Here is a 24303-nt window from a genome sequence, read left to right on the forward strand (position 1 = left end):
AGGGTCCAAAATGGAACTCCTCGACAATCACTGGCAACCGCAAACCCACCTCCAGGCGCGTTCTTCGGAGGTCTCTTCGGCAGTGGATCGCGTTCTGATCATTGCCTACCGGAAGAAGAAAAAAGAGAGCCAGCGCCGTTTCTGGGCTCGCTTCGGCGTCACGCAATCGCGCGGCAGTCGCTTCGAGTCGGGCGCGGAGATCCCGGCGCCGGTGTCGATCCTGCTGGGTCTGTACTTCACGAAGACCGTGTCGGACGCCGATCTGGGTCGCGCCGAGCGTGTGATGTACAGCCGCGACGCGGCCGCGCTGCTCAACCCGGGTCAATAAGCCCAAGCTGCGCCGCGATCACGGCTGCCGCACGCCGCGAATTCACGCCGAATTTCGCCCTGATGTTTTTCATATGGAAGTTCACCACCGCTTCCGAGCAACTCAGGATGTGAGATATCTCCCACGTGGATTTGCCGCGTGCGGTCCATTTCAGGCATTCTCGCTCGCGCGGCGTGAGCTTCGGCATCAAGGTCTGCGCATGTGAATTCAGATGCTGTTTGCTGGTGTCGATCACGAGGTCGCGCAACAGCACGAGGTTCGGCAACGCGGCATTCACATGGCGCCTGAACCCGTCTGACGGCTTGTCGTCATTGACGAAGCACATCATGCCGGCTTCCTGATTCGGCCCATGAATTGGCAGCGTCACGCCCGCGCCGAGGCCGTACGAGCGAGCTTCCTCATACAGGGATCGCTGCGCCGGGCTGGCGAAAATCTCGGGCGTCCAGACCAGCGGCGATGAGCGTGACAGGCAGTGTGCGACCGTCGGGTCGATATGCACCATGCCTTGCTCGTCGTACGTCTGGCGCCATGCCGATGCGTAAGTGCTGCGCAGGTAAGCATCCTCGAGACGCATGGTTGGCCGCGGCAGCATCGCGACCAGAATCTTGTCGAAGCCCCACGTTTCGGCTAAGCCCGTGATCACGCCGAACCATTCCGCCTCGTCGGCGGCGTCCAGTAGCGGTGCCATCTGCTCGATAAAGTGTAGCGACAATTTTTTGGCTCTCTCAGGCTCGCAAATATCTCTTCGCGGTTATTGGCAGACAAACTTCGGTCCGCTCTTTTGGCCCGCACAATCTATCACTAAAAACTCGAACGCAATGCGCCGGTGCTCTGCGGGGGAAACGATAACCGCCACGTGATAGCAACGCCGGTGTCGCTTATTATTATCCTGATTGAAATAGTTCTTTAGCCCGGCCGGGCTTCCCGGGTGAGCAGCGCGGCTAATCGGCATCCGGTGACATATTTTAATATGTTTCGTTGACAGCATTATTTCGTCGCGCTTCAGAATAAATCGTATTTACTCGATTATCTCGGAAAGCGGGTTATTGCTCGCCGCGTCCTTGTTGCCAAAAAAAGCCTGCGCCGATTCCACATGGGCGGCGGGGGCCCGCTCCATTGTTATACAAAAGGAAATTTCGTGACCGCCACCCGCGCAATTCGCCGCCGGCGGCATGCTGGGCGATCGTCACGCGCAAGTTGTTTGACAACATTGTGATGCCGATGCTACCGTGAAACCTCCGCCTAGCGCGTTTCCGCGTCAACCATCATGAACGAATCACCGCTCCGCGACGGCGAGTTCGCCGCGTCGGTCATGGCCGTGCCGCCGCTCGCGCGCCGGGCCGACTACACGCTCGACCCTGCCCAGAATCTCGCGCTGATCCGCCATATCGAAGCGGGCGGCGTACGCACGCTACTGTATGGCGGCAATGCGAACCTCTATCACGTCGCGGTCAGCGAATACCGCGAGTTGCTGGACCTGCTCGCCGAGGCCGCGGGTCCCGCGACACGCGTGATTCCGGCGCTAGGTCCCGACTACGGCAAGATGCTCGATCAGGCGCGCATCCTCGCGCAGACGCGTTACCGCACCGCGATGGTGCTGCCGCTCGGCGGCTTCACGACGTCCGAGGGCGTCGAGACGGGCCTCACGCGGATCGCCGACACGGCCGGCATGCCGCTCACGCTGTATATCAAGAGCGAAAACTACGTCGCTGTCGATACGCTCGCGCGGCTCGTCGAGCGTGGGACGCTGAGCGCGGTCAAATATGCGATCCCGCGCGACAACCCCGCTGACGATCCGTATCTGCGCCGGCTGCTGCAACGCGTGCCGGCCGCGAAGATCGTATCGGGCATGGGCGAGCGGCCGGCGCTCGTGCATCTGCGCGAGTTCGGGCTGGCAGCGTGGACGACCGGAAGCGGCTGTATCGCGCCGAGCATGGTAATGGCGCTGCTGCGCGCGGTGCAAAGCGGCCGGAGCGCCGATCACGACACCGCCCAACGTCTGTACGATGCGTTCATGCCGCTCGAAACGCTGCGCAACGACATCTCGCTGATCCGCGTGCTGCACGATGCAATCACGTTCACGGGCCTCGCCGAGATGGGGCCGCTGCAGCCGCTGCTCAGTTCGACACCGCGCGAGCATCATGCGAAGATCGCGCAGACCGCGCGCACGCTGCTCGCTCTCGAGCGCGAGTTCGCGCCCACCCAATCGAACCGCTCCGACACGCGGACAACCCCATGACCGATCACAGCCGACGCTATCCCGATCCCTCCATCCGCGTGTTCGATCCGCGCTTCAAGTCGTTGATCATCGCGTCGGCGTCGGTCGAATGCCTGTATCAGGGCACGCGCTGGTCGGAGGGGCCGGTGTGGTTCGGCGATGGCCGCTATCTGCTGTGGAGCGACATTCCGAACGACCGCATCCTGCGCTGGGACGAAACGACGGGCGCGGTCAGCACGTTCCGTCAATCGTCGAATAATGCGAACGGCCATACGCGCGATCGCGAAGGGCGTCTCGTCAGTTGCGAGCACCTGACGCGGCGTGTGACGCGCACCGAGTACGACGGCTCGATCACCGTGCTCGCCGATCGCTATCAAGGCAAGCGCTTCAATTCGCCGAACGACGTGGTCGTCAAATCGGACGGCTCGATCTGGTTCACCGACCCGACCTTCGGCATCGAAGGTTTCTACGAGGGCGAGCAGCAGCAGTCCGAGTTGAAGGCGTGCGTGTATCGGATCGACGGCCAGTCGGGCGAGGTGTCGATGGTCATCGACGACGTGCTCGCCCCGAACGGTCTCGCGTTCTCGCCGGACGAATCGCTGCTGTACGTGGTCCAATCGCGCGGCGAGCCGCGCAAGATCCGCGTATTCGATGTCGAGGCCAATGGCAAAGGCACGACGCTGTCGAACAACCGCGTGCTGATCGACGCGGGTCCGGGCACCCCGGACGGTTTTCGTGTCGACACGCATGGCAACTTGTGGTGCGGGTGGGGCATGGGCACCGACGAGCTCGACGGCGTGCGCGTGTTCAGCCCGCAAGGCGAGCCGCTCGGCCACATCGCATTGCCAGAGCGTTGCGCGAACGTTTGCTTCGGCGGACGGCATCGCAACCGTCTGTTCATGGCGGCGAGCCACGGGTTGTATTCGCTGTTCGTCAATACGCAGGGCGTGCGCGGAGGTTGAGCGGTTGTCCGCTAACCAGACAACATGTATTGCTATCGCGGCGAGGGCTCGGGTTTGCCCTTAACCCACGGTGCCGGGCATTGAACGACAAGGATTTCAGGTAAAGCGAGCATTTTCTCGCCCGACCCACGCTCTCGACTATTTGCTTGACATCGGCTGTTGCGCTTCGCTATGTTCCCTTGGTAGAAAGACACCGCCCGCAACGCATCGACCAGCGGGCTTCCATACCAAGAAGCGAGGAGACGCAATGACTGTTTCGCACAGATTGTCGTTCAAGCTGGTATCCGTCTGTATCGCCGCAAGCGCGGCGTTCGCCCTTGCCGCGCACGCGGCCGATCCGGTCACGATCAATATCGTCGACGTGGCCGGCGATCTTCAACTCACGCAGAAGGGCTTCGAGGCGTTCAAGGCGAAGAATCCGAATCTCGTCGCGAACATCACGTTCACGAACGCGCCCGCGCCGCAATTGCCCGGCAAGATCAAGGCGATGCAGGCCGCGGGCCGCTCCGATATCGACCTTGTTTTGACCGGCACCGACGCGCTCGCGGCCGGCATCGAACAGAACCTGTGGATCAAGCTGCTGCCCGACAACGCGGCGCAGTTCCCCGGCGTGCTCGACAAGTACGCGCCGGGCCCGCGCAAGATGCAGGATCTCGCGCAAGGCTACGGGCTCGAGGTCGCGTATATGCCGGCTGGTCCGCTGCTCGAATACAACCCGGCCAAGGTCAGCGATCCGCCGAAGACACCCGAGCAACTGCTGCAATGGTGCAAGGCCCACCCCGACAAGCTGATCTACGCGCGGCCGGCCAATTCCGGTCCTGGCCGCACGTTCCTGATGGGCTTGCCCTACGTGCTCGGCGACAAGGACCCGCAGGACCCGGTGCACGGCTGGGACAAGACGTGGGCGTTCCTGAAGCAGTTGAACGACTGCATACCGTACTATCCGGGCGGCACCTCGGCGGTGATGAAGGAACTGGGCGAAGGCACGCGCGACATGACCGTGACCGTGACCGGCTGGGACATCAATCCGCGGGCGCTCGGCATCGTGCCGGCCGAATTCCGCGTACAGCCGTTTGACAACATGACGTGGGTCAACGATGCGCACTACATGGTGGTCCCGAAGGGCGTGCCGAAGGAAAAGCTCGACGTGCTGTACAAGATGATGAACTTCATGCTGGAGCCCGCGCAGCAGGCGCTGACCTACGACGACGGCTACTTCTATCCTGGCCCCGCGATCAAGGGCGTCTCCGTCGAGCAGGCGCCCGCGCATAGCCAGGAGGTACTGCAAAAGTATGGCCGGCCCGAATACGCGAAGCTGTTGGCCGATCGTCCGCATGCTTTGCCGCTGAATGCAGCGGCGATGGTCGCCGCCTTCAGGAAGTGGGATAGCGACATCGGCGCGCAGAAGACCCGTTAGGCCTTCACCATTGCGACGGAAAACGAGGCGAAACGCAGCGCGGCGTGAGGCACCGCCGCGCTGCGTGTCTTCAGCGATCACGCGCCTCGGCTTAACTGCCTGATGCGCCGCGCCCACCGCACGCGCGGCACTCGCGACATCCGTCGCCTCACGCGGATCAGGAAACCGCCATGAAGCATCACTTTGAGCAGTTGCGGCTCGATTCGGTGAGCCGCAGTTTCACCAACGCGCAAGGCCACGCGATCGCCGCGCTGCAGGGTCTCGATCTGACGATCCGGCGCGGCGAGTTCATCGCGCTGCTGGGGCCGTCGGGTTGTGGCAAATCGACGGCGCTGAACTGCATCGCCGGATTGCAGCCGCTCACCGGCGGCGGCATCTGGCTCGACGAGCGGCGCATCGACGTGCTGCCGCCGGAAAAGCGCGGCTTCGGCATGGTGTTCCAGAACTACGCGCTGTTCCCGCATATGAGCGTGCTGGACAACGTCGGCTTCGGGCTGAAAATGCGCGGCGTCGGCAGAAGCGAGATCGCGCGCCGTGCACGCGAGGCCTTGAAACTGGTGCAACTGACCGGTCATGAGCCCAAGCTGCCCGGCCAATTGTCCGGTGGCCAGCAGCAGCGTGTCGCGATCGCGCGTGCGATCGTGATCGAGCCGCCGCTGATCCTGATGGACGAGCCGCTGTCGAATCTCGATACGAAGCTGCGCATCGAAATGCGCGCGGAAATTCGCCGCATCCATACGCAGCTCGAACGCGCGACGCTGTACGTGACGCATGATCAGGACGAAGCGCTGTCGATGGCCGATCGCATCGTCGTGATGAGGGAGGGCGTCGTGCAGCAGGTCGCGACGCCGAAGGAGGTCTATACGCGGCCGCGCAATCTGCATGTCGCGCGCTTCATGGGTTATCGCAATGTCGCCGAGTTCACGCTGGAGGGCATGCAAGGCGATGGCGTCGTGGTCAGCGCTAACGGCGTGCGGCTCATCGGCACGCCGATGGCCGGCTTCGACGGCAAACGCGTGAGTGTCGCGCTGCGCCCCGAAGACATGGAGCGCGCCGAGCCCGGCGCCGACAACGCGTTCGAGGCGCTGATCGACGCGGTCGAATACGGCGGCCACGATTCGCTGCTGCGCGTGAAGACCGCGTTCGGCGACGTGTGGGCGCGCGTGACCGGTGAATGCGCGGAGGGCGAGCGCATCACGCTGCGCGTGCGGCCGTCGTGCGTGCTCGTCTACGACGTCGAGGCCGCATGAACACGCCGACGCTTGTCCCCCCGCTCACGTCCCGCGCGCCGCGCGATGCCAAGGCCTGGCTCGTCGCGCCCGCGCTGCTCTTTATCGTCGCGCTGTTCATCTATCCGTTCGCGTATGGTCTGGCGCTGTCGTTCCGGCCGATGAACGGCGGCGGCGTGTGGGCCAACTATCTGACGTTCTTCACCGACACGTCGATGTGGCCGACGATTCTCGTTACGCTGAAGCTGTCGGTGCCGGCCACGCTGATCAACGTCGGCGTGTCGGTGCCAGTCGCGTTCGCGCTGCGCCGCTACTCGCGTTATCAGAAGATCGTCACGACGCTGTTGGTGATCCCGGTGACGCTCGGCACCGTGCTGATCGCCGACGGCATGCTCACCTACTTCGGTCCGCACGGCTGGCTGCCGCAGGCGTTGCAGGCGCTGCATCTGTACACGCAAGAGGTGCGGCTCACGCACAACTTCACGGGTGTGCTGCTGTCGCTGATCGTGTCGGGCTTTCCGTTCGCGTTTCTGCTGACGTTGTCGTACGTGACCGGCATCGACCCGACGCTCGCAAGCGCGGCCGCGACGCTCGGCGCGAGTCCGTGGCAGCAGTTTCGCCGCATCTATCTGCCGTTGCTCGTGCCGGGGCTCACGATGGCCGCGTGTCTGTCGTTCGTGCAGGCGTTTTCGGTGTTTCCGTCGGCGGTGCTGCTCGGCGCGCCCGCTGGTCCGACGCGCGTGATGTCGATTGCCGCGGCCGAAGCCGCGTTCGAGAGCTACGACTATTCGCTCGCATCGGCGATCGCGATGGTGATGGGCTTCGTGCAACTGCTGGTGGTCGCCGCGCTGCTCGGCGCGCGCCGCTGGTTCTATCGTGGTCCCGTAACGGGAGGCAAAGGCTGATGACGACCGATCGTCGCGCGACGCAGCCCGATTGGTCCGCGTCCACCTCCGCTTCCGCGGCGCCTCAGCCGGGCGACGGCGCCCGCGAGCCAGCGCAACACGCGCGTCAGCGCGCGAACCTGCCGGGCCGTATCTGGCAGGCGCTGGTGTGGGCCGTGATGGCGTTCTTCCTGATCAACGTCGTGCTGCTGATCGCGACCGTCGCGGTGAATTCGATCGCGACGCGCTGGTTCGGCACGGCGTTGCCGCAAGGCTTCACGTTGCACTGGTATGCGCAGGCGTGGAGCGACTTCCAGCTCGCGAGCGTGCTGTGGGTGACCGTGCAGGTGGTCGGCGCGGTCGTGCTGCTTTCGGTGCTGCTCGGCGTGCCGGCTGCGTATGCGCTCGCGCGCGTGCAATTCCGCGGCAAGCGCCTTGCGATGCTGATCTTTCTGCTGCCGTTGATGGTGCCGCCCGTCACCTACGGCATTCCGATGGCGACCGCGATGTACAAGGTTGGACTCGCCGGCACGCTATGGGGCGTGATTCTTGCGAATCTCGTACCGGCGCTGCCGTTCGTGATTCTCGTGATGACGCCGTTCATCGAGCAGATCGATCCGAATCTCGAAGCGGCCGCGCGCATTTTCGGCGCGAACACGTTCCGCTATTTCCGTTACGTGCTGCTGCCGCTGCTCGTGCCGGGCACGCTGGCGGCGGGGCTGCTCGTGCTGGTGCGCACGATCGGCATGTTCGAGCTGACGTTTTTTACGGCCGGTCCGGCCACGCAAACGCTGGTGGTCGCGTTGTATTACGCTGTGTTTTCGACCGGCGTGCGCGCGCCGCAATCGATCGATGCGATGGCGATGATCTATATGGCGATCACGTTGATCTGGGTGCTGATCGCACTACAATTCGTGAGCCCGACGCAGATCGTGTCCCGCGTGAAAGAACAGAGGCGCTGACGCATGGCCGGCGCCAATCGTGGAGTAGACGTTGACGAAGAGAAAGACCCCCGAGGAATTGCGTAGTCATCGCTGGTACGGCGCGAACGATCTGCGTTCGTTCGGCCACCGCTCGCGCACCGCGCAGATGGGCTACAACCGCGACGAATACGCGGGCAAGCCGGTCATCGCGATTCTGAACACGTGGAGCGAGATCAATCCGTGCCACACGCATTTCAAGCAGCGCGTCGAGGAAGTGAAACGCGGCATCTGGCAGGCGGGCGGCTTTCCGATCGAACTGCCTGTGCAGACGCTGTCCGAGCCGTTCCAGAAGCCCACCACGATGCTGTACCGCAATTTCCTCGCGATGGAAGCCGAGGAGATGCTGCGCTCGTATCCCGCCGACGGCGTCGTGTTGATGGGCGGCTGCGACAAGACCACGCCCGCTTTGTTGATGGGCGCGATCTCGATGAATCTGCCCGCCATCTTTCTGCCTGCCGGCCCGATGCTGCGGGGCAACTGGAACGGCGTGACGCTCGGCTCGGGCTCCGACTCATGGCGCTACTGGGCCGAACTGCGCGCGGGCACGCTGACGCCGGACGACTGGCAGGGCGTCGAGGGTGGCATCGCGCGTTCGCCCGGTCACTGCATGACGATGGGCACCGCATCGACGATGACGAGCGCGGCCGAAGCGCTGGGCTTCACGCTGCCCGGCTTCGCGTCGATTCCCGCGCCCGATTCGCGGCATGCGCAGATGGCCGCGAAAACCGGCATGCGTATCGTCGAGATGGTGTGGGAGGATCTGAAGCCGTCGGACCTGATCACAGCGGCATCGGTCGATAACGCGGTGACGACTTGTGTCGCGCTGTCCGGGTCGACCAATTCGGTCGTGCATATGATCGCGCTTGCACGGCGCGCGGGCATCGAGTTGACGCTCGACCGCTTCGACGAGATCGCGCGCCGCACGCCCGTGCTCGCGAACATCAGACCGACCGGCGCCTATCTGATGGAGGACTTTTTCTACGCGGGCGGTTTGCGCGGGCTGCTCGCGGAGTTGGGTGAACTGATCGACGGCTCGCAGAAAACCGTGAACGGCCGCACGCTCGGCGAGAACCTTGCCGGCGCGCGCATTTTCAACGACGACGTGATCCGCCGCCGCACGAATCCGCTACTGCGCGACAGCAGCCTCGCGGTGCTGCGCGGCAATCTCGCGCCCGACGGCGCCGTGATCAAGCCCGGCGCGGCCGAGCCGCATCTGCTCGTGCATACGGGCCGTGCGGTCGTGTTCAGCGACTACGACGACATGGCCGCGCGCATCGACGACGACGCACTCGACATCGACGAAAGCTGCGTGCTCGTGCTGCAGCACGCGGGGCCGGTAGGCGCGGGCATGCCCGAATGGGGTCAACTGCCGATTCCGCGCAAGCTGCTGCAAAAAGGCGTGCGCGACATGGTGCGTATCTCTGACGCGCGGATGAGCGGCACGAGCTATGGCGCGTGCGTGCTGCACGTGGCGCCCGAGGCATTCGTCGGTGGGCCGCTGGCGTTGGTGCGAAGCGGCGATCTGATCGAGCTGGACGTGCCGCGCCGCAGGCTGAATCTGCTGGTATCGGACGAAGAACTTGCGCGCCGCAAGGCCGCGTGGGTCAAACCCGCTGCGCGCTTCGAGCGCGGCTATGGCGCCCTGCATCAGGCGCACGTGATGCAGGCGGATCAAGGCTGCGATTTCGACTTCCTGCAGCGCGGCGGCGTGAGTCCCGATAGTTCGGGCGAGCCGGAGATTCACTGAGGTTCAATATCCCACGCGATACACGCGCCCCGTCTGCGCCCCTTCCACACTGCGCAGATAAGCAAGCGCCGCGCGTTGCGCGCTGACGGGCTCGAAGCCGCGAAAGAACGGCGCGTAAGCCTCCATCGACTCGGTCAGCACGGTCGGACTCACCACGTTGATGCGCAGCCCGCGCGGCAGTTCGATCGCGGCGCCGCGCACGAAGCCCTCAAGCGCGAGATTGACGGTCGTCGCGCTCGCTCCCTGCGGGATCGGCTCGTCGCCCAGAATGCCGCTCGTCAGCGTGAACGATCCGCCGTCGTTCACATACGGCAGCGCCGAGAATACGACGTTGATCTGGCCCATCAGCTTGTCGCGCAGCCCGACCCAGAACTGCTCGATGCTCATCTGCTCCAGCGGACCGAAATGCACCTTGCCGGTCGCGGTGACGACGCCGTCGACCTTGCCGATGTCGCGAAACAGCCGCTCGACGCTCGCCGGGTCCGTGCTGTCGACGTGATATTGCCCGCGCGTCGCGCCCACCTCGATCACTTCGTGATGCGCCTGAAGCTCCGCGCGGATGGCCTGGCCCAGCGTGCCCGTGGCACCGATGACGACGATTCTTTTCATCCGCAACTCCGTTAAACGAACCAACGTTAAACCAAGCAAAGCACGCACCAGAATAAAACAGTGCGTGCTGCGTGATTGCCTGATAAATCGGAATAAACGCGGTAATTCAAACGCGCGCGTATAAAGGGATGATACGCGCGCCTATTTCACCCGATGTAATTCGATTACGCGCGCGGGCCGCAAATGATTGAGCGCATAGTGAATGCGGCCACGATCGTGGCGCTGTCCGACCGGACGCGGGTCGTCGTACTGATGTTCGGCCGAGTAGGCGGCGAGCGGCTCGGCCATGCCCTTGTCGATCACCGCGTAGCCCGGCTCGAGCGCGAGCAGCAGATGGTTGCCGCCGACCCGGCTGTCGAAGCCGGCCATGCCATCGAGCGACTCGGGCACGCTGTTGTCGAGCGTCGCATTGCTGGTCGTGACCGCGTCGGGCGAGATCGCGCCGTGGCCTGCCAGACGGGCCGCTTCGCGGTTCTTGCCGTCGGTGTCGACCGTGCTGTCGTGCGTGCGGTCGTTGTGCAGGTCCGTGCTTGGCGGGTCCTTCGGGTCCGGCTTCGTACCGGCGTTTTCGGGTTTGCTGATCGCGCTGTTCATCGTGCATTCTCCTGAAGCGGACATTCGAAGAAAACAGCAAAAGCCGTTCCGACTGACACGGCGCCGCTGTGCGCGGGAGTCGCGATGCGTTGTCCGCCATCCTTCGATGCGAGTGGCGTTACCTCGCGATTAAACGGCGATGACGTCCGCGATTCATTTCGTTTTTTTCAATGGACGGGTATTTTCTACAGAGTATGATCTTACTCCTGCGACCGACGCGCGGATAAATTGGCGGCATGCTCCGGCTCTTCCATCATGGTCGGAAAACTATCAAACAAATGGCCGCGCGACTGAGAAAATGTTACGGGCTTCAGGGGCGGGTGACTCATGCACTTCGATGCTGCATTCACACATCGCGGCTATCTTTTGAATTGCGAACCGGCGCGCTCGGGCGACGGCTCCTGGCAACCGTATGTGGTGATCTCGCGCTCGAGCGACGGCGAACTGGTCGCTAACCGTTTCTTTCCCACGGAACTGCGCTTCTCCGACGAAGCCGCAGCCATCGCGCACGCGCGCGATTGGGCAGTGCGCTGGATCGACGCGAGTAGCCTGACTATCTGAAGTCAGGAAACGGTGCGTGCGTGCCAGCTCACGTCGACGCAATGAATCCGAGCCGACCTGCGCGCTGCCGGGCGGGCAGCGTTAAAACGCGGTAATCTCTGCTCGATAACCACTTCGAACCGTGCACGCCGCGCGGCGCCGTCGCTTATGCCCAACGAGCCTTCCCATAACTGGGGCCTTGAACAGATCGTCGCCGACCTGCGCGCCTCGCGCGAGCAATTGCATCGCACGCGGCATCCGCTCGGCATTCGCGAATTGCCATCGCGCGAAGCGGTGGTCAATATCGTGGCCGGTCTGCGCGCCGCGATGTTTCCGACGCATTACGGCGCACCCGATCTAACCGACGAGACGGTCGACTACTACGTCGGCCACACGCTCGAAAGCACGTTGCGGCTGCTCGCCGAACAGATTCGCCGCGCGCTGCGCTTCCTGCCCGAGTTCGGCGCGACGCCCGACGCCGAGTTGCGGGAGCGCGCGTTCGCGGTGGCGCGCGAGTTCGCGACGCAACTGGCGGGCATACGCGCGCTGCTCGTCAGCGACATCCAGGCTGCGTACACCGGCGACCCCGCCGCGCAGCACATCACCGAAATTCTGCTGTGCTATCCGGGCGTGTGGGCGATGACGCATCATCGGCTCGCGCATGCGCTGCATCGGCTCGGCGTGCCGCTGCTCGCGCGCTTCATCAACGAGATCGCGCACTCGGCGACCGGCATCGACATTCACCCGGGCGCGACGATCGGGCCGAGCTTTTTCATCGATCACGGCACCGGCGTGGTGATCGGCGAGACAGCGATCATCGGCGAGCGCGTGCGCGTGTACCAGGCGGTCACGCTCGGCGCGAAGAGCTTCGCGGCCGATGAGGACGGCACGCTGATCAAGGGCAACGCCCGGCATCCGATCGTCGAGGACGATGTCGTGATCTACGCGGGCGCGACGATTCTCGGACGCGTGACGATAGGGCGCGGGTCGGTGATCGGTGGCAACGTGTGGCTCACGCATAGCGTGCCGCCGGGCAGCAGCGTATCGCAAGGCAAGGTCCGCGAAGGAGAGCGCACCGACAATGGACGGCAATGATGCAAGGCTAGCCGCCGCGCCCGCGCGCCGGGCCGATTGCATCGCTGCGCCTAGCCGATCGGCCAATGGCGCAACCACGGCAACACATGCATGCCATGCAGCCACACATGCTCGCCGATAATCCACGCGGCCGCCCAAGACGCCGCAACGACGATCAGATCGCAGTGCCCGCTATTCCACAGATTCAACGAATGTCGCCCGGCGATCCACGGCACGCCGAGCGGATTCGGCCAGTCGGCGAACAGATGCATCAGGCCGCCGCACGCGAAGCCGAACGCGGGCGCCGCGTAGATCGAATGTCCGAGCGTGTGATACGACACCGCGAGCAGCGCGAGCCAGCCGATGCCCCAATGCGTCAACGTGCGATGCGTGATCCACAGCCGCCGCGCGCGCGACCACCATGCGACTTCGAGCCAGTCCGGCGCGGTGCTGCCGGCCACGCCGGCGATGAAGCTCAGCAGCACGCCAGTATGAAACGGACCGCCGCCGCTGCGCGCGACGATCGCCGCCGCGATGATGCCGGCTGCGAAACCGGTCGCATGATGCGCTTTGCTGGATGCCATCGAAACTCGCGGCACACGTGCCGCGCGAAAACTAAAGGGCGGCTATGTTCGCAGATGGGCGCGCAAAAAAATAGCCGATGAGCGAGATAAAAATTCGCGCATCGGCCTTCCGTGCATGGCGCGCACGGCGTTCAAGCGCATCGCGCCGCTCAGGTCGCGCAGCGCGCGATATCGAAGCGCATTTCCTCTTCGGGCGGATCGTCGGGCGCATTGGCCGGATGCACGACCTTGATGACCGTGTTGCCGTTGAGCGGGGTCAGCGTGACGAAGTACGAGTTGTGCGAATCGGCACCGACCGCGAGTTCGGTCGCGGCGCCGGCGTGCGAGGTGCGCACTCGCGGCAGACGTTCTTCGAGGCAGGCGGCGATGGACGCAGGCGTGCGTGACGACGACACGTACACGAGCGGCGCGGACGCATCGCGCGCGGGGCCGCCCGACGAACCGCAAGCGGCGAGGGTGGCGGTGAGGGCGACAGCTGGGGCAAGCAGGAGAAGTCTTTTCATGATCCGATCGTCGGCGTTCCCGGTCATGCATGGGAAGGTGAGGCACGGGCGAAGCGCGATGCGCTGACGCACAGCGCGATGCTTCGCGACGAAGCTGCCGTGCAGGCGGCGCGGTTTCGCGGCGTCGCACGGCGGCCGGGGCAGTATACCGAGCATGCGTCGACGTCGTCACTAGCGCGGCCATGGGTCTATTGGTCTGATGGCAAACCGTAAGGCCCATGAAAATACCCGAACGTGATCGTGTCGCGCGCGGCTTCACCGTGCCGCGCGGGGATGGCCGCGCGGCGCAATGCCTGCATGAAAAGCGTGGTGAGAACCGCCGTCAGAAGCGATGCCGAAGACCGACTGCCGCGGCGACCTGGTTACCGGTCGACGACGGCGCAAGCGTATTGATCGCCGCGACGTTCGCGCCGAAGTCGCCGAGTTCGCCCGATGCATGCAGGTACACGCCTTCGCGGTACACGTCGGTGCGCTTGCTCAGTGAGTTGTTCAACTGCTGATAAGTGACGGCGAAGCTCAACGGACCGTTGTCGTACGAAGCGCCGCGCTCCATGCGCGATTGTTCGCGAACTGGCCGGCCGCGTTGCTGAAACCGTACAGGCCGGCCCAGGTTGTCGTTATCAAACGGGTGAGCTGCGAGTTTGTTGCCGTAGCTCTCGCCCGCTTCCGACAGCGGCGCCAGGTAGTCGCTGACCGGGTCGTACTGACGGCCGAGCGTAAGCGTCGGGACGAAACGGCATTCCAGCGAAAGTTGCTGCGCGCGCCCGTTGACTGTCGATTCGTAGCGAAGCGTACTTGCCGCTATGCGGATATTTAATTACGCGCCTAACAACGATTTATTTTCGAAGCCGGGATTATGTGAATTAATCGCGAAGCGCAGGTCGGCAAAAGGAAAAATATTTTTAACGATGAATGGCGGGATGCGCTGTCAAACCTTAGGCGGTTGTCGGGTGGTAACGGCACAAGGCGAGGAAAGGAGAAAGCGGACGAGGCCGTTCGCGCTGATTCCCACGGTTTTGCGCAATGCAGTCTTTCGAAGAAAGCCTTAAATCGGGTTGGGATGCCACTTATAATTTCGATAGACCCCTTCGACCAAAGGGTGTCTTTTTCATTTTTACACGCGGCTTTCGGGCCGCGTTTTTTTATCTGACCTTTAAAGCGGATTTATACATCGTCGCGTAGGGTAAATATAACTTTTCGCGCGTTGAGCGGCGGCGCCGTTCCGAACGCGCCTTGTCCGTTCGTCAGAGCGAGCACGGCCAGGCGGGCAGGGCAGGTAGAATTGCGGGTTCGAAATATGTTTGTGCGCCCCGCGAAGTGAGTGAACCTGTGATGACCGACACGCCCTTTCCCTCGATCGACACGAATGCCGAGTTCCTCGGACCCGACGACAGCGTCCATGAAGAGCGTCTGTGGCGCGACAACGGCTGGACCGCGCGCATCATCAAGAACGAAGACGACGAAGGCTGGGCCGTTGAAATGATCAAGGACGGCGAGGCGGAGCCCGCGCTCGTCGGACCGTGGACGATGGGCCGCAACAAGAAGGATCCGAAGCCGCTCGACGTATCGGCGTTCAACACGCTCGTGAAAACCGCAGCAGAAGTGCTGCGTCGTCACGAGCAGCAGCTGCGCGCGCAACTGCACAAGACGGTGCGCGTGCCGAGCGCGGACGGCAACGACGAACTCGACATCACGCTCGACATCGTCCCCGACGAAGACGAGCCGTACGCACTGTTGAGCGCGCTCGATCTTTTCGGCGAGCAGATCGCGCAAGTGCAGGTTGCGCCGACGTTCAAGCTCAGCAAGGCGAGCGCCACGGCGTGGGTGGCAAACGAGTTTCGTCGGCCGGGGTAAGTGGCGGTTGTAGGCGCGGCTGCGTCGTGATCGGATCCGCTGGTCGCTCAAACTGCCGGCGATCATCGCGCAGTTGGCAGAGCGGCGCTCCTATTTCACTGGCCATTCGAACTGGCTCGTGGTCGAAGAGATCGACGATCGTGGCGAAACGGTCGAATACTAGGTGTCGCCAAACCTAGCTGCGCTTGCAGAAAATCGCGGTGATGAGCGGCGCGACGTGATGCACGATCGCCGTGCTGCCCGCGTTTTCAAGCGCGCTTTTAACCTTGTCGTCGCTGCCGAACACGACCGCGCCATACGCGGACTGCGCGACCGGTTCGCCGTCGCCGACCCGGAACATCGGGTCGTCCTTTTCGAAGCCCACCACCGCGAATACGCGGAAACCGAACGCGGTCAGATGCGCATCGGGCATCGGCGAGAACGCGTTGATCGAGTTGCTTTCGACGTGACTTGGCTTCGGGTGGATCAGCTGCTGCTGCATCAGATCGGCAATGAACTGGTGGCCGCTCTCATTGCATGTCAGTGGCGCGTCGAGCTCCACGGCGAACGAGGAAAGGGGCAGTGCGGCGGCGGCGGCAAACAGCAGAGGGACAAGGAGACGGTTCATGAGCGTAGGCGGGCGGACAGTCGATGTCGTGGATTAGCAACCACTGCGCCATCCCCCGGAGGGCACGAGCGGTGCTGCACATCGAACAGATTCCGCGTGACTGGCACAACTGGATCCGCACTTTACAGCGATTCGGTGAGTTCCGCTTTTGACGGACACACGAATGGCATCTGCAAATTGCAGAGAAACGTACGGCATAACAGCAAGCTTTCAGAATCCCGTATATATTTCCGCCTTATGACTTCGCAACCCCGACCTCCAATAGACGTTCCGCCGGCACGTACGTGGGACGCCCGACTCGCCCGCCGGCTCGTGACACCGCTAGTCGACACCTGGGTCACCCCGAACCATTTGACCACGCTGCGCCTGCTGATCGGCGTCGCAGGCGCGCTGTGCCTTGCGCACGGGGGATTCGCGTGGGCCAATGCGGGCGCACTGCTGATCGTCCTGTCGAATTTCGTCGATCACACGGATGGCGAACTCGCGCGAGTGGGCGGCAAGTCGAGCCGCATCGGTCATTTTTACGACCTCGCCTGTGATGCGCTCGTGACCGTGATGCTGTTCGTCGGCATGGGTATCGGTGTCGGCGGCGCGCAGATCGACGCTTTGAAGCTCGCGCCCGGCGTGCTCGGCGCGGTGGCTGGTGTCGCGGTCGCCCTGATCTTCTTTTTGCGCATGCGGATCGAGGAAATGGTCGGCAAGGCCGGCACGAAGCAGGCGTCGATGGGGGGCTTCGAAACCGAGGACGTGCTGTACCTGCTGCCCATCGTCACGCTGATGAATGTCGTCGCGCCGTTCGTGGTGGTCGCGTCGATCGGCGCGCCGCTGTTCGCCGTATGGGTGGTGATCGACTACTGGCGCGTCGCGCGCCGTAGCGCTGGTCCGACGGCCAAGGCCGCCAGCGCTTCTGAATCGCGTCAACAGTGGGCCGGCAAATGAATCTGCACGCCGAAGACGACGTCATCGCGCCCGTATCGTCAGGCACGCCTGTGGCGGCGCTCACGCCCGCGCCCGATGCCGACCGCGCGGTCGCGAGCCGTACCCGCACGTTCGACAACGCGCGTCTGCGTAAAGACTTCTCCGCGCAGGACGCGTTTCTGTATCTGGACGATTTCCTCGCGCCGGAAGTGACCGAGCAGCTGGTACACAGCGCGCGCTCGCTGCTCGACGAAGTGAACCGCAACTTCTTGCCGGGTCACAAGCAGGGCGGCAGTGTCAGCCGCCATACGATCGACCGTCTGGCGCCGTTCATCGCCGAGCTGTATCGCTCGAAGGAGTTGATCGGCTGGCTCGAGCAGCTGAGCGGCGACCAGTTGCAGGTGTCGCCCGCCGACGATCCGCACGCATACGCGCTCTACTACTACACGCGCCCCGGCGACCATATCGGCTGGCACTACGATACTTCGTATTACGACGGACGCCGCTACACGCTGCTGCTCGGCGTGATCGACGAATCGTCGTGCCGGCTCGACTACGAGCTGCATACGCGCAATCCGGAGGTGCCGGACCAGCCGGGCTCGGTGCAGATTCCGCCGGGCGGCCTCGTGTTTTTCGATGGCGACAAGCTGCGCCATCGCATCACGCCGGCCGGCCCGAACGAGATGCGTGTGTCGCTGACGTTCGAATACGTCACCGATCCCAACATGCGGCCGTGGCGCCGCTTCGTTTCCAACATGAAGGACGCGATCGCATACTTCGGTTTCCGCCAGGTGTTCCGTCAGATGGCCTCGCGCGGCAAGGACGCCGCATGAGTCGCGCGGCCCTGCTTCTGCTGTCGATCGGCTCGGCGCTGTTCGTCGGCCTGCTCGCCTGGCAGGGCTTCGGCTCGGTGGTGTCGACCTTGCTCGCAGCCGGCTGGGGGCTCGCGGTCGTCGCCGCGTTCCACGTGGTGCCGCTCGTGCTCGATGCGGGTGCGATCGCCGTGCTGTTCAAGCGCGACCACCCCTCGCGTGACGGTGCGCATGAAGGTCCGGCAAGCGGTGCAACCAGCGGCGCGACGGGCGCTGCGCGAGCCGAACCCTCACTGCGCGATGCGTTGTCCGCGCGCTGGATCGGCGAGTCGGTGAATAGCCTGCTGCCCGCTGGGCAGATCGGCGGCCCGGTGGTAATGGTGCGTCAACTGTCGCAGCGCGGCATGCTGCTGCGCGACGCGGCCGCCGCGATCACCGTCAGCACGACATGGCAGGCGCTCGCGCAAATCGTGTTCGCGCTCGCTGGCCTCGCGATGTTCGGCGCGTATGCCGCGCACGGCACGCTGCACGACCTGCGCACTGCAACGCTGATTGCGACCGGCGTGCTCGGCGCGCTGATCGCCGCGTTCTACTGCGCACAGCGGAGCGGTCTGTTCGGCCGGCTGCTGGGCGTGGTGTCGAAGGTGTTCGGCAAGCGCGACTGGTCGTCGCTGATGACGCGCGCGGAAGCCGTCGATGCCGCCGTGCAGTCGCTGTACCGCGAGCGCGGCCGTGTGGCGGCGAGCTTTGCGCTGAGCCTCGTGGGGTGGGTCGTCGGCACGGCCGAGGTATGGCTCGCGCTGCGTTTTCTAGGTCATCCGGTCGGCTGGATCGACGCGCTGCTGCTGGAAAGCGTCGGCCAGGCGATTCGCGGCGCGGCCTTCATGATTCCGGGCTCGCTCGGCGTGCAGGAGGGCGGCTATCTGCTGCTCGCGCCGCTGGCGGGTTTGCCGCCCGACGCGGCGCTGGCGTTGTCGCTCGCCAAGCGTGCGCGTGAAATCCTGCTGGGCCTGCCGGGCCTGCTGGTATTGCACTTCAGCGAACGAAGCTGGCAACGGCGGCGCGCTCCACGGCGTGTGCCGGTTGCCGATTGACCTCCGTACTTTTTTCAAAGGACCGCGCATGCGCGCAATCATTCTCGCAGCGGGCCTCGGCCTGCGTCTCCAGCAGCCGCCGCAAGCCCAGTTTCCGAAATGCCTGTTGCAGTTCGACGGCATGAGCCTGCTCGAACGGCATCTGCAGATGCTCGAAACCGCCGGCGTGACCGACGTCGTGCTGGCGCTCGGGTTCCAGCCGGAATCCGTGCAGGCGGAACTCACGCGCATCGACTGGCCGCACAAGGTCGAAACCGTGCTCAATCCGCGCTTCGATCTGGGCAGCGTGCTGACCGTGCATACCGTCGCCGATGCGTTGACGCGCGGCGGTGACGTGCTGCTGATGGACGCCGACGTGCTGTACGACGAGCGCATCCTGAGCGCGCTGGTGGCGGGCGAGTCGGTGAACCGTCTGCTGATCGATCGCGATTTCGAAGCGGGCGACGAGCCCGTCAAGCTGTGCCTGAAGGACGGCGTGCCGGTCGAGTTGCGCAAGCAGCTCGCGGTCAATCTTGAGTACGACACGATCGGCGAGTCGGTCGGCTTCTTCCGCTTCCGCGAGGAAACCGCGCGACGCTTCACGCAGATCGTCGCGGGCTATGTCGACAGCGGCCGCGCGAACATGCCGCACGAAGAGGCGGTGCGCGACCTGCTGCTCGAGCGCAGCCAGGTGTTCGACACGGCCGACGTGACCGGCGCGCCGTGGATCGAGATCGACTTTCCGAACGACGTCGCGCGCGCCGCCAACGAGATCCTGCCGCAGTTGCAGCCGCTCGTCAGCGCATCGCGCTAAGGCGTCCGTGCCGCGCGCGAAGATGCACGGCAGCGCGCGATGCCACACGGCAAAATCCCCTCGCGCGACAACATTTGTTGTCGCCGCGATGCCATAATCGACGCTTTCCATTGATGGCTGGCCACCGTCGCCATGACAATGCTGCTCGCTTTAGGCGCTTTCGTCGTTCCGCTGATCGTCGCGTGCGCGATGTTCATGGAAAACGTGGACGGCACGGTCATCGTGACGTCGCTGCCGGTTCTGGCACGCGACCTCGGTCATGATCCGATCACGCTGAAGCTTGCGGTCACCGCGTATGTGATCGGCCTTGGCGTCTTTATCCCGATCTGCGGCTGGGTCGCCGACCGCTTCGGTTCGCGCACCGTGTTCCGCACCGCGATCGGCATTTTCATGGCGGGCTCGCTGCTGTGCGCGGCCTCGACTTCGCTCGATACCTTCGTGCTCGCGCGCTTCGTGCAGGGCATCGGCGGCGCGCTGATGGTGCCGGTGGGCCGCATCATCATCTTCCGGTCGCTGCCGAAGTCGGAGTTCATTCGCGCGATGAACTATCTGACGGTGCCGGCGTTGCTCGGTCCGGTGGTCGGGCCGCCGCTCGGCGGCTTTATCACGACCTATCTGCACTGGCGTCTGATCTTCGTGATCAACGTGCCGATCGGCCTGCTCGGCATCTGGCTCACCAACAAGTACATCGCCAATACGCGCGAGCCGCATCCGGGCCGGCTCGACTGGCTCGGCTTCGTGCTGTCGGCTAGCGGGGCTTCGCTGTTCATGCTCGGGCTCTCGCTGGTCGGCGGCGAACTCGTGTCGACGGGACAATCGGTCGGCATGTGCGTGACCGGCATTGTGTTGCTGCTGCTTTATGTGCTGTACGCGAGCCGCGTCGCGCTGCCGGTGCTCGACCTGCGTCTGCTCCGTATCCCGAGTTTTCATGCGAGCGTGATCGGCGGTTCGCTGTTTCGTATCGGTCTAGGCGCCGTGCCGTTCCTGTTGCCGCTGGCGTTGCAGGAAGGGCTCGGCATGACCGCGTTCAGAGCCGGCGCGATCACGTGCGCATCCGCGTTCGGTTCGATCTTCATGAAGACGGTGGCGTCGCGTATTCTCGAACGCTTCGGCTTTCGTACCGTGCTGATGGTCAACGCCGCGTGCGCGGGTCTCGCGATCGCAGTGTACGGGTTGTTCTTTCCCGGCACGCCGCATTGGGTGATCTGGTGCATCGTGCTGGTGGGCGGCTTCTTTCCTTCTCTGCAATTCACGTCGCTCAATACGCTGGCCTATGCGGATATTCCGGGCAGCGACGTCGGCCGCGCGACGAGTGTCGCGAGTGTCATCCAGCAGATGTCGCTCGGCCTCGGCGTGACGATCTCGGGCATCGTGCTACAGATTTCGCATCGTGTGCAAGGGCATCCGAACATCGTGTTCTCCGATTTCTGGCCGGCGTTTCTCGTCGTCGGTCTGTTCTCGTGCCTGTCGATTCCGATTACGCGGCGGCTGCCGCGAGACGCGGGCGATGAGATCTCGCGCGGCAGTCGCGGGCGCGCGTAAGCCATCATACGGATGCCGTCGTCGTCGATGAGGAGGTCATGAAGTTGTTTCGCAACGTCAAAGCTTCAACCAGTGCTTCGATCAGCGGTCTTGCCCTGATCGCAATCCTCTGCGTTTCAACCGGGTTTCTCGAGGCGGCTCCTGCTGTCGCGAAAGCGCCCGCGAAGACGCAACCGGTCGTGCTTGCCGGTTCGGCGATTGCGGTGCCCGACTCATACAGCGCCGATGCCGCCGAGCAGATCTTCAACGAAGGCGGCAATGCGGTCGATGCGGCCGCCGCGATCGCCTTCACCCTTGCGGTCACGTTCCCGGGTTCATGACGCTGTACGTCGACAACAAGCCGTATTTCCTCGACTATCGCGAGCGCGCGCCGCTCGCCGCGACGAAGAACATGTATCTCGACGACAAGGGCGAGATCATCAAGGACATGAGGCTCGTCGGCTATGGCGCGGTGGGCGTGCCGGGCACCGTCGACGGCATGTGGCAAGCGCAGCGCCGTTTCGGCAAGCTGAAATGGCAGCAGGTGCTCGCGCCGGCTATTCACTATGCGCGCGACTGCTTCGTGGTCGTCCCGCAACTGCAGAAGCTGCGCGACGATGCGGCGAAGAACTTCGCGGGCAAGACCAATTTCGACACCTACTTCGGCAATCTGAAGCAGGGCGTCATCTTCAGGCAGCCTGACCTTGCCGCGGTATTGCAGCGTATCTCCGATCAGGGCCCGAAAGATTTCTACAGGGGCAAGACTGCCGATCTGATCGCCGCTTCGATGCGCGGCCACGGCCTGATTACGAAGGCCGATCTCGCGTAGTACAAGGCGGTCTGGCGCGAGCCGATTCAGGCGAACTGGAACGGCTATCGCGTAATCACCGCGCCGCCGCCGAGTTCGGGCGGCGTCGGGCTCGTGCAACTGCTGAAGATGAAGGCCGATATCGCGCCCGAGTTCAAGAACGTGCCGCTCAATTCCGTGCAATACGTGCATCTGATCGCGGAGCTCGAGAAGCGCGTATTCGCGGACCGCGCGCAGTATCTCGGCGACCCGGATTTCTACAAGATGCCGGTTGCGCAACTGATCGACGACCCGTATCTGGCCAAGCGCGCGGCCGAGGTCGATCCGAATGTGCCGTCGGACACAAAGAGCATTCAGCCGGGGCTCGGTACCTCGATGCCGCAGAAGGCCGGAGACCACGCATTTTTCGGTGGTCGACAAATGGGGCAACGCGGTGTCGAACACGTACACGCTGAACGGCGCGTTCGGCTCGGGCGTCGTGGTGGATCGGGCAGGCATCGTGCTGAACGACGAGATGGACGACTTCTCCGCGAAGCCGGGCGCCGCCAACATGTTCGATGGGGTCGGCAGCGATGCGAATGCGATCGAGCCGAAGAAGCGCCCGTTGTCGTCGATGGCGCCGACGATTTTGACGAAGGACGGCAAGGTCGCGCTCGTGATCGGCACGCCGGGCGGATCGCGGATCTTCACGACGATCTTCCAGGTGATCAACGACATCTACGACTTCGACATGCCGTTGCCGGATGCGCTCGCCGCGATGCGTTTCCATCACCAGCTATTGCCGCCGAATACGATCTATGCGGAGCCGTACAAGCCGATCGAGGGCGAACTCGCACAGCGGCTCGAGGCGAAGGGCTACAAGCTGGAAGGGCAGCAATTCACCGGCGATGTTCAGGTGATCAGGATCGATGGGGACGAGCCGGATGCGGCGGCCGATCCGCGTGGACGAGGGGTGACGCGGGTGGTTCGGTAGGGAGGAGAGCCGGTTGCAGCCATTCTCTTCGACGATCAGCCTAGTCCTGATCGACTTCGGGCCATAGTCTCGGGAATAGGAATCGAAGACTTTTCAATGGGAGTCCGAACGAGAGATTGCCGCGATGGGAAGGCGAGTCGAGCAGTCCAATATCAAGTAGAGAGCGCGTAATCCGGCGAGCCAGAACATCAGTAACGCCAAGTATCTGATTGAATTCGGCGCGGCTGACTGCACGCCGCGTCGCCACAAACTCCATCGCCAGTGCCGAGGCCTCCGGTTTGATCACCGATTTTTCGGAGCCGATCATCCACGGATTTGAATCGAGGTAACGCAATAGATCGAGCAGGCGATCTGCAATGCCATCGAACTCGGTCATGCGAACCATAAAGCTTACCTGGTCCAGGCAGCAATCGAGAAAGAACCGCGCGAAACGCACCAGGCCTTCCTGGGATAGATTGCCTCGGCCATCGAGGTCATTGCGGCGCGTCTGGTCGGCTTCGCTCAATCTTGCGTAGTACAGCTCATGTTCGCGTGCGAGACCGCGAAGCGGAGACCATAGGCCATGCGTCAAGTCGGCCGATCGTAAAGCGAGATGTGAATGCAGACGTGCCACCCGGCCATTGCCGTCTGCGAACGGGTGAGTCCATGCCAACCGATGATGCGAGCAGGCGATGCCGATCAACTGATGGTCCTTGATCCGTAGGCGCGCATATCGCTTGGCCCATGCATCGAGCAATGGCGCGATCATTTCAGGTTCTGGCGCGAGATGCCGGCCCACGGTGACGTCCGATTTGCGAAGTTCGCCCGGCACGATTGGTTCGCCCTCGCTGGTAAATCTCTCAGCTACCGGCAAATAGGAAAAAAATCGCTCATGAATGGCCGTAAGTCGTGCGGGCTCGAACAGGGCGGGCATCGCAAGCAAATCCCACTCTTCTTCGAGCGAGGATTCCGTTGCAATATGCGCCATCGCAAGGCGCTGCTTTTTGCGCTCGGCGACGTCAGCTGAATAGTCGCGCTTGAGAGCGGCCTCGATCCTGGCGGGTGTGGTGTGCTGGCCTTCGATCTTATTTGTGTAGTACGAATTCATCGCACGCAATTGCGGGACGAGCGCCGCGGCAAATGGCGTCCCGCTTACGGCAAGGAGCTTTTGCGATGAGTCGACGAGTTCGGTCGTGCGCTCGATCAGCGGATCCAATACACGGTCCTCAGGAAACAAGGGTTCGAACGAAACGACGGTCGTCATGGCGGACT

24 protein-coding genes and 2 pseudogenes are annotated in these 24303 nt (G+C 63.6%); 18 read left to right on the top strand and 8 right to left on the bottom strand.

What is annotated here, in order from left to right:
- The first annotated feature begins 10 nt into the window (after window positions 1-10).
- The gene (locus OKW44_RS14860; RefSeq protein WP_026226375.1) at window positions 11-328 is read left to right on the top strand and encodes a helix-turn-helix domain-containing protein; all 318 of its coding nucleotides are present in this window, start codon (window positions 11-13) and stop codon (window positions 326-328) included.
- Here the strand turns inward: OKW44_RS14860 and OKW44_RS14865 are convergent.
- Window positions 312-1016 carry a helix-turn-helix transcriptional regulator gene (locus OKW44_RS14865; protein WP_018423608.1) on the bottom strand — a complete coding sequence of 235 codons (705 nt, stop codon included), beginning with the start codon at window positions 1014-1016 and terminating at the stop codon, window positions 312-314. The genes OKW44_RS14860 and OKW44_RS14865 overlap by 17 nt on opposite strands.
- A 579-nt stretch (window positions 1017-1595) precedes the next feature.
- Here OKW44_RS14865 and OKW44_RS14870 point away from each other — a divergent pair.
- The 7 genes from OKW44_RS14870 (at window position 1596) to araD (ending at window position 9768) form a co-directional block, all read left to right on the top strand.
- Window positions 1596-2567, top strand: coding sequence for a dihydrodipicolinate synthase family protein (locus OKW44_RS14870; protein ID WP_018423606.1), 972 nt, complete (start codon window positions 1596-1598; stop codon window positions 2565-2567).
- Window positions 2564-3508 (top strand): SMP-30/gluconolactonase/LRE family protein, encoded by a 945-nt coding sequence (locus OKW44_RS14875; RefSeq protein WP_018423605.1) that lies wholly within the window; start codon window positions 2564-2566, stop codon window positions 3506-3508. The genes OKW44_RS14870 and OKW44_RS14875 overlap by 4 nt, the downstream gene beginning before the upstream one ends.
- Before the next feature lie 247 nt (window positions 3509-3755).
- Window positions 3756-4925: an extracellular solute-binding protein gene (locus tag OKW44_RS14880; protein ID WP_018423604.1), complete on the top strand. Its 1170-nt coding sequence runs from the start codon at window positions 3756-3758 to the stop codon at window positions 4923-4925.
- Between the two features lie 170 nt (window positions 4926-5095).
- Complete coding sequence (locus tag OKW44_RS14885) at window positions 5096-6175, top strand: ABC transporter ATP-binding protein (protein ID WP_018423603.1); 1080 nt, start codon at window positions 5096-5098, stop codon at window positions 6173-6175.
- Window positions 6172-7059 carry an ABC transporter permease gene (locus tag OKW44_RS14890; RefSeq protein WP_018423602.1) on the top strand — a complete coding sequence of 296 codons (888 nt, stop codon included), beginning with the start codon at window positions 6172-6174 and terminating at the stop codon, window positions 7057-7059. The genes OKW44_RS14885 and OKW44_RS14890 overlap by 4 nt, the downstream gene beginning before the upstream one ends.
- Window positions 7059-8000 (top strand): ABC transporter permease, encoded by a 942-nt coding sequence (locus OKW44_RS14895; RefSeq protein WP_018423601.1) that lies wholly within the window; start codon window positions 7059-7061, stop codon window positions 7998-8000. Before OKW44_RS14890 ends, OKW44_RS14895 begins: the two co-directional genes overlap by 1 nt.
- Window positions 8001-8031: 31 nt before the next feature.
- Window positions 8032-9768: an L-arabinonate dehydratase gene (gene araD / locus OKW44_RS14900; RefSeq protein WP_026226374.1), complete on the top strand. Its 1737-nt coding sequence runs from the start codon at window positions 8032-8034 to the stop codon at window positions 9766-9768.
- A gap of 3 nt (window positions 9769-9771) precedes the next feature.
- On the opposite strand, the gene OKW44_RS14905 is transcribed toward araD, so the two are convergent.
- Both OKW44_RS14905 and OKW44_RS14910 read right to left on the bottom strand, forming a co-directional pair.
- Window positions 9772-10377 carry a short chain dehydrogenase gene (locus tag OKW44_RS14905; RefSeq protein WP_018423599.1) on the bottom strand — a complete coding sequence of 202 codons (606 nt, stop codon included), beginning with the start codon at window positions 10375-10377 and terminating at the stop codon, window positions 9772-9774.
- Window positions 10378-10518: 141 nt separating this feature from the next.
- Window positions 10519-10971, bottom strand: a complete 453-nt coding sequence (locus tag OKW44_RS14910) for a DUF3005 domain-containing protein (RefSeq protein WP_018423598.1) — start codon at window positions 10969-10971, stop codon at window positions 10519-10521.
- Window positions 10972-11298: 327 nt separating this feature from the next.
- On the opposite strand from OKW44_RS14910, the gene OKW44_RS14915 reads away from it, so the two are divergent.
- Both OKW44_RS14915 and epsC read left to right on the top strand, forming a co-directional pair.
- Entirely contained in the window at window positions 11299-11532 is a 234-nt protein-coding gene (locus tag OKW44_RS14915) for a hypothetical protein (RefSeq protein WP_013092363.1), read from the top strand.
- A 147-nt stretch (window positions 11533-11679) separates the two neighbouring features.
- On the top strand, window positions 11680-12606 hold the full coding sequence (epsC, locus tag OKW44_RS14920) for a serine O-acetyltransferase EpsC (protein ID WP_018423597.1): 927 nt from the start codon (window positions 11680-11682) through the stop codon (window positions 12604-12606).
- Between the two features lie 50 nt (window positions 12607-12656).
- Here the strand turns inward: epsC and OKW44_RS14925 are convergent, their stop codons facing one another.
- The 3 genes and pseudogenes from OKW44_RS14925 to OKW44_RS14935 form a co-directional block, all read right to left on the bottom strand.
- Window positions 12657-13169 carry a metal-dependent hydrolase gene (locus OKW44_RS14925; RefSeq protein WP_018423596.1) on the bottom strand — a complete coding sequence of 171 codons (513 nt, stop codon included), beginning with the start codon at window positions 13167-13169 and terminating at the stop codon, window positions 12657-12659.
- Window positions 13170-13318: 149 nt separating this feature from the next.
- Window positions 13319-13828 (bottom strand): hypothetical protein, encoded by a 510-nt coding sequence (locus OKW44_RS14930; protein WP_018423595.1) that lies wholly within the window; start codon window positions 13826-13828, stop codon window positions 13319-13321.
- 166 nt (window positions 13829-13994) lie between these two features.
- Window positions 13995-14396, bottom strand: a pseudogene (locus OKW44_RS14935) (porin family protein); the annotation flags it as partial.
- A gap of 608 nt (window positions 14397-15004) precedes the next feature.
- Here OKW44_RS14935 and OKW44_RS14940 point away from each other — a divergent pair.
- Window positions 15005-15526 (top strand): hypothetical protein, encoded by a 522-nt coding sequence (locus OKW44_RS14940; RefSeq protein ID WP_018423592.1) that lies wholly within the window; start codon window positions 15005-15007, stop codon window positions 15524-15526.
- Between the two features lie 34 nt (window positions 15527-15560).
- Window positions 15561-15689 (top strand): YjaZ family protein, encoded by a 129-nt coding sequence (locus OKW44_RS37000; protein WP_503125024.1) that lies wholly within the window; start codon window positions 15561-15563, stop codon window positions 15687-15689.
- A 12-nt stretch (window positions 15690-15701) separates the two neighbouring features.
- Here OKW44_RS37000 and OKW44_RS14945 read toward each other — a convergent pair whose 3' ends face one another.
- On the bottom strand, window positions 15702-16133 hold the full coding sequence (locus tag OKW44_RS14945) for a hypothetical protein (protein ID WP_018423590.1): 432 nt from the start codon (window positions 16131-16133) through the stop codon (window positions 15702-15704).
- 237 nt (window positions 16134-16370) lie between these two features.
- Here OKW44_RS14945 and OKW44_RS14950 point away from each other — a divergent pair, with 237 nt between their 5' ends.
- The 6 genes and pseudogenes from OKW44_RS14950 to ggt all read left to right on the top strand — a co-directional run bounded on the left by OKW44_RS14950 (window position 16371) and on the right by ggt (window position 23052).
- Complete coding sequence (locus OKW44_RS14950) at window positions 16371-17072, top strand: CDP-alcohol phosphatidyltransferase family protein (protein ID WP_026226373.1); 702 nt, start codon at window positions 16371-16373, stop codon at window positions 17070-17072.
- Window positions 17069-17884 carry a HalD/BesD family halogenase gene (locus OKW44_RS14955; RefSeq protein WP_018423588.1) on the top strand — a complete coding sequence of 272 codons (816 nt, stop codon included), beginning with the start codon at window positions 17069-17071 and terminating at the stop codon, window positions 17882-17884. Before OKW44_RS14950 ends, OKW44_RS14955 begins: the two co-directional genes overlap by 4 nt.
- A complete protein-coding gene (locus OKW44_RS14960) occupies window positions 17881-18957 on the top strand; it encodes a lysylphosphatidylglycerol synthase domain-containing protein (RefSeq protein ID WP_018423587.1) in 1077 nt (358 codons plus the stop codon). The genes OKW44_RS14955 and OKW44_RS14960 overlap by 4 nt, the downstream gene beginning before the upstream one ends.
- A gap of 28 nt (window positions 18958-18985) precedes the next feature.
- A complete protein-coding gene (locus OKW44_RS14965; RefSeq protein WP_018423586.1) occupies window positions 18986-19750 on the top strand; it encodes a phosphocholine cytidylyltransferase family protein in 765 nt (254 codons plus the stop codon).
- A gap of 138 nt (window positions 19751-19888) precedes the next feature.
- On the top strand, window positions 19889-21292 hold the full coding sequence (locus OKW44_RS14970) for an MFS transporter (protein ID WP_018423585.1): 1404 nt from the start codon (window positions 19889-19891) through the stop codon (window positions 21290-21292).
- Window positions 21293-21330: 38 nt separating this feature from the next.
- Window positions 21331-23052 (top strand): annotated as a pseudogene (gene ggt, locus OKW44_RS14975) (gamma-glutamyltransferase).
- Window positions 23053-23092: 40 nt separating this feature from the next.
- Here the strand turns inward: ggt and OKW44_RS14980 are convergent.
- On the bottom strand, window positions 23093-24295 hold the full coding sequence (locus tag OKW44_RS14980; RefSeq protein WP_026226370.1) for a Fic family protein: 1203 nt from the start codon (window positions 24293-24295) through the stop codon (window positions 23093-23095).
- Window positions 24296-24303: the final 8 nt, after the last annotated feature.

This window comes from Paraburkholderia lebeckiae, from assembly GCF_050436325.1.
Lineage (GTDB): Bacteria > Pseudomonadota > Gammaproteobacteria > Burkholderiales > Burkholderiaceae > Paraburkholderia > Paraburkholderia tuberum.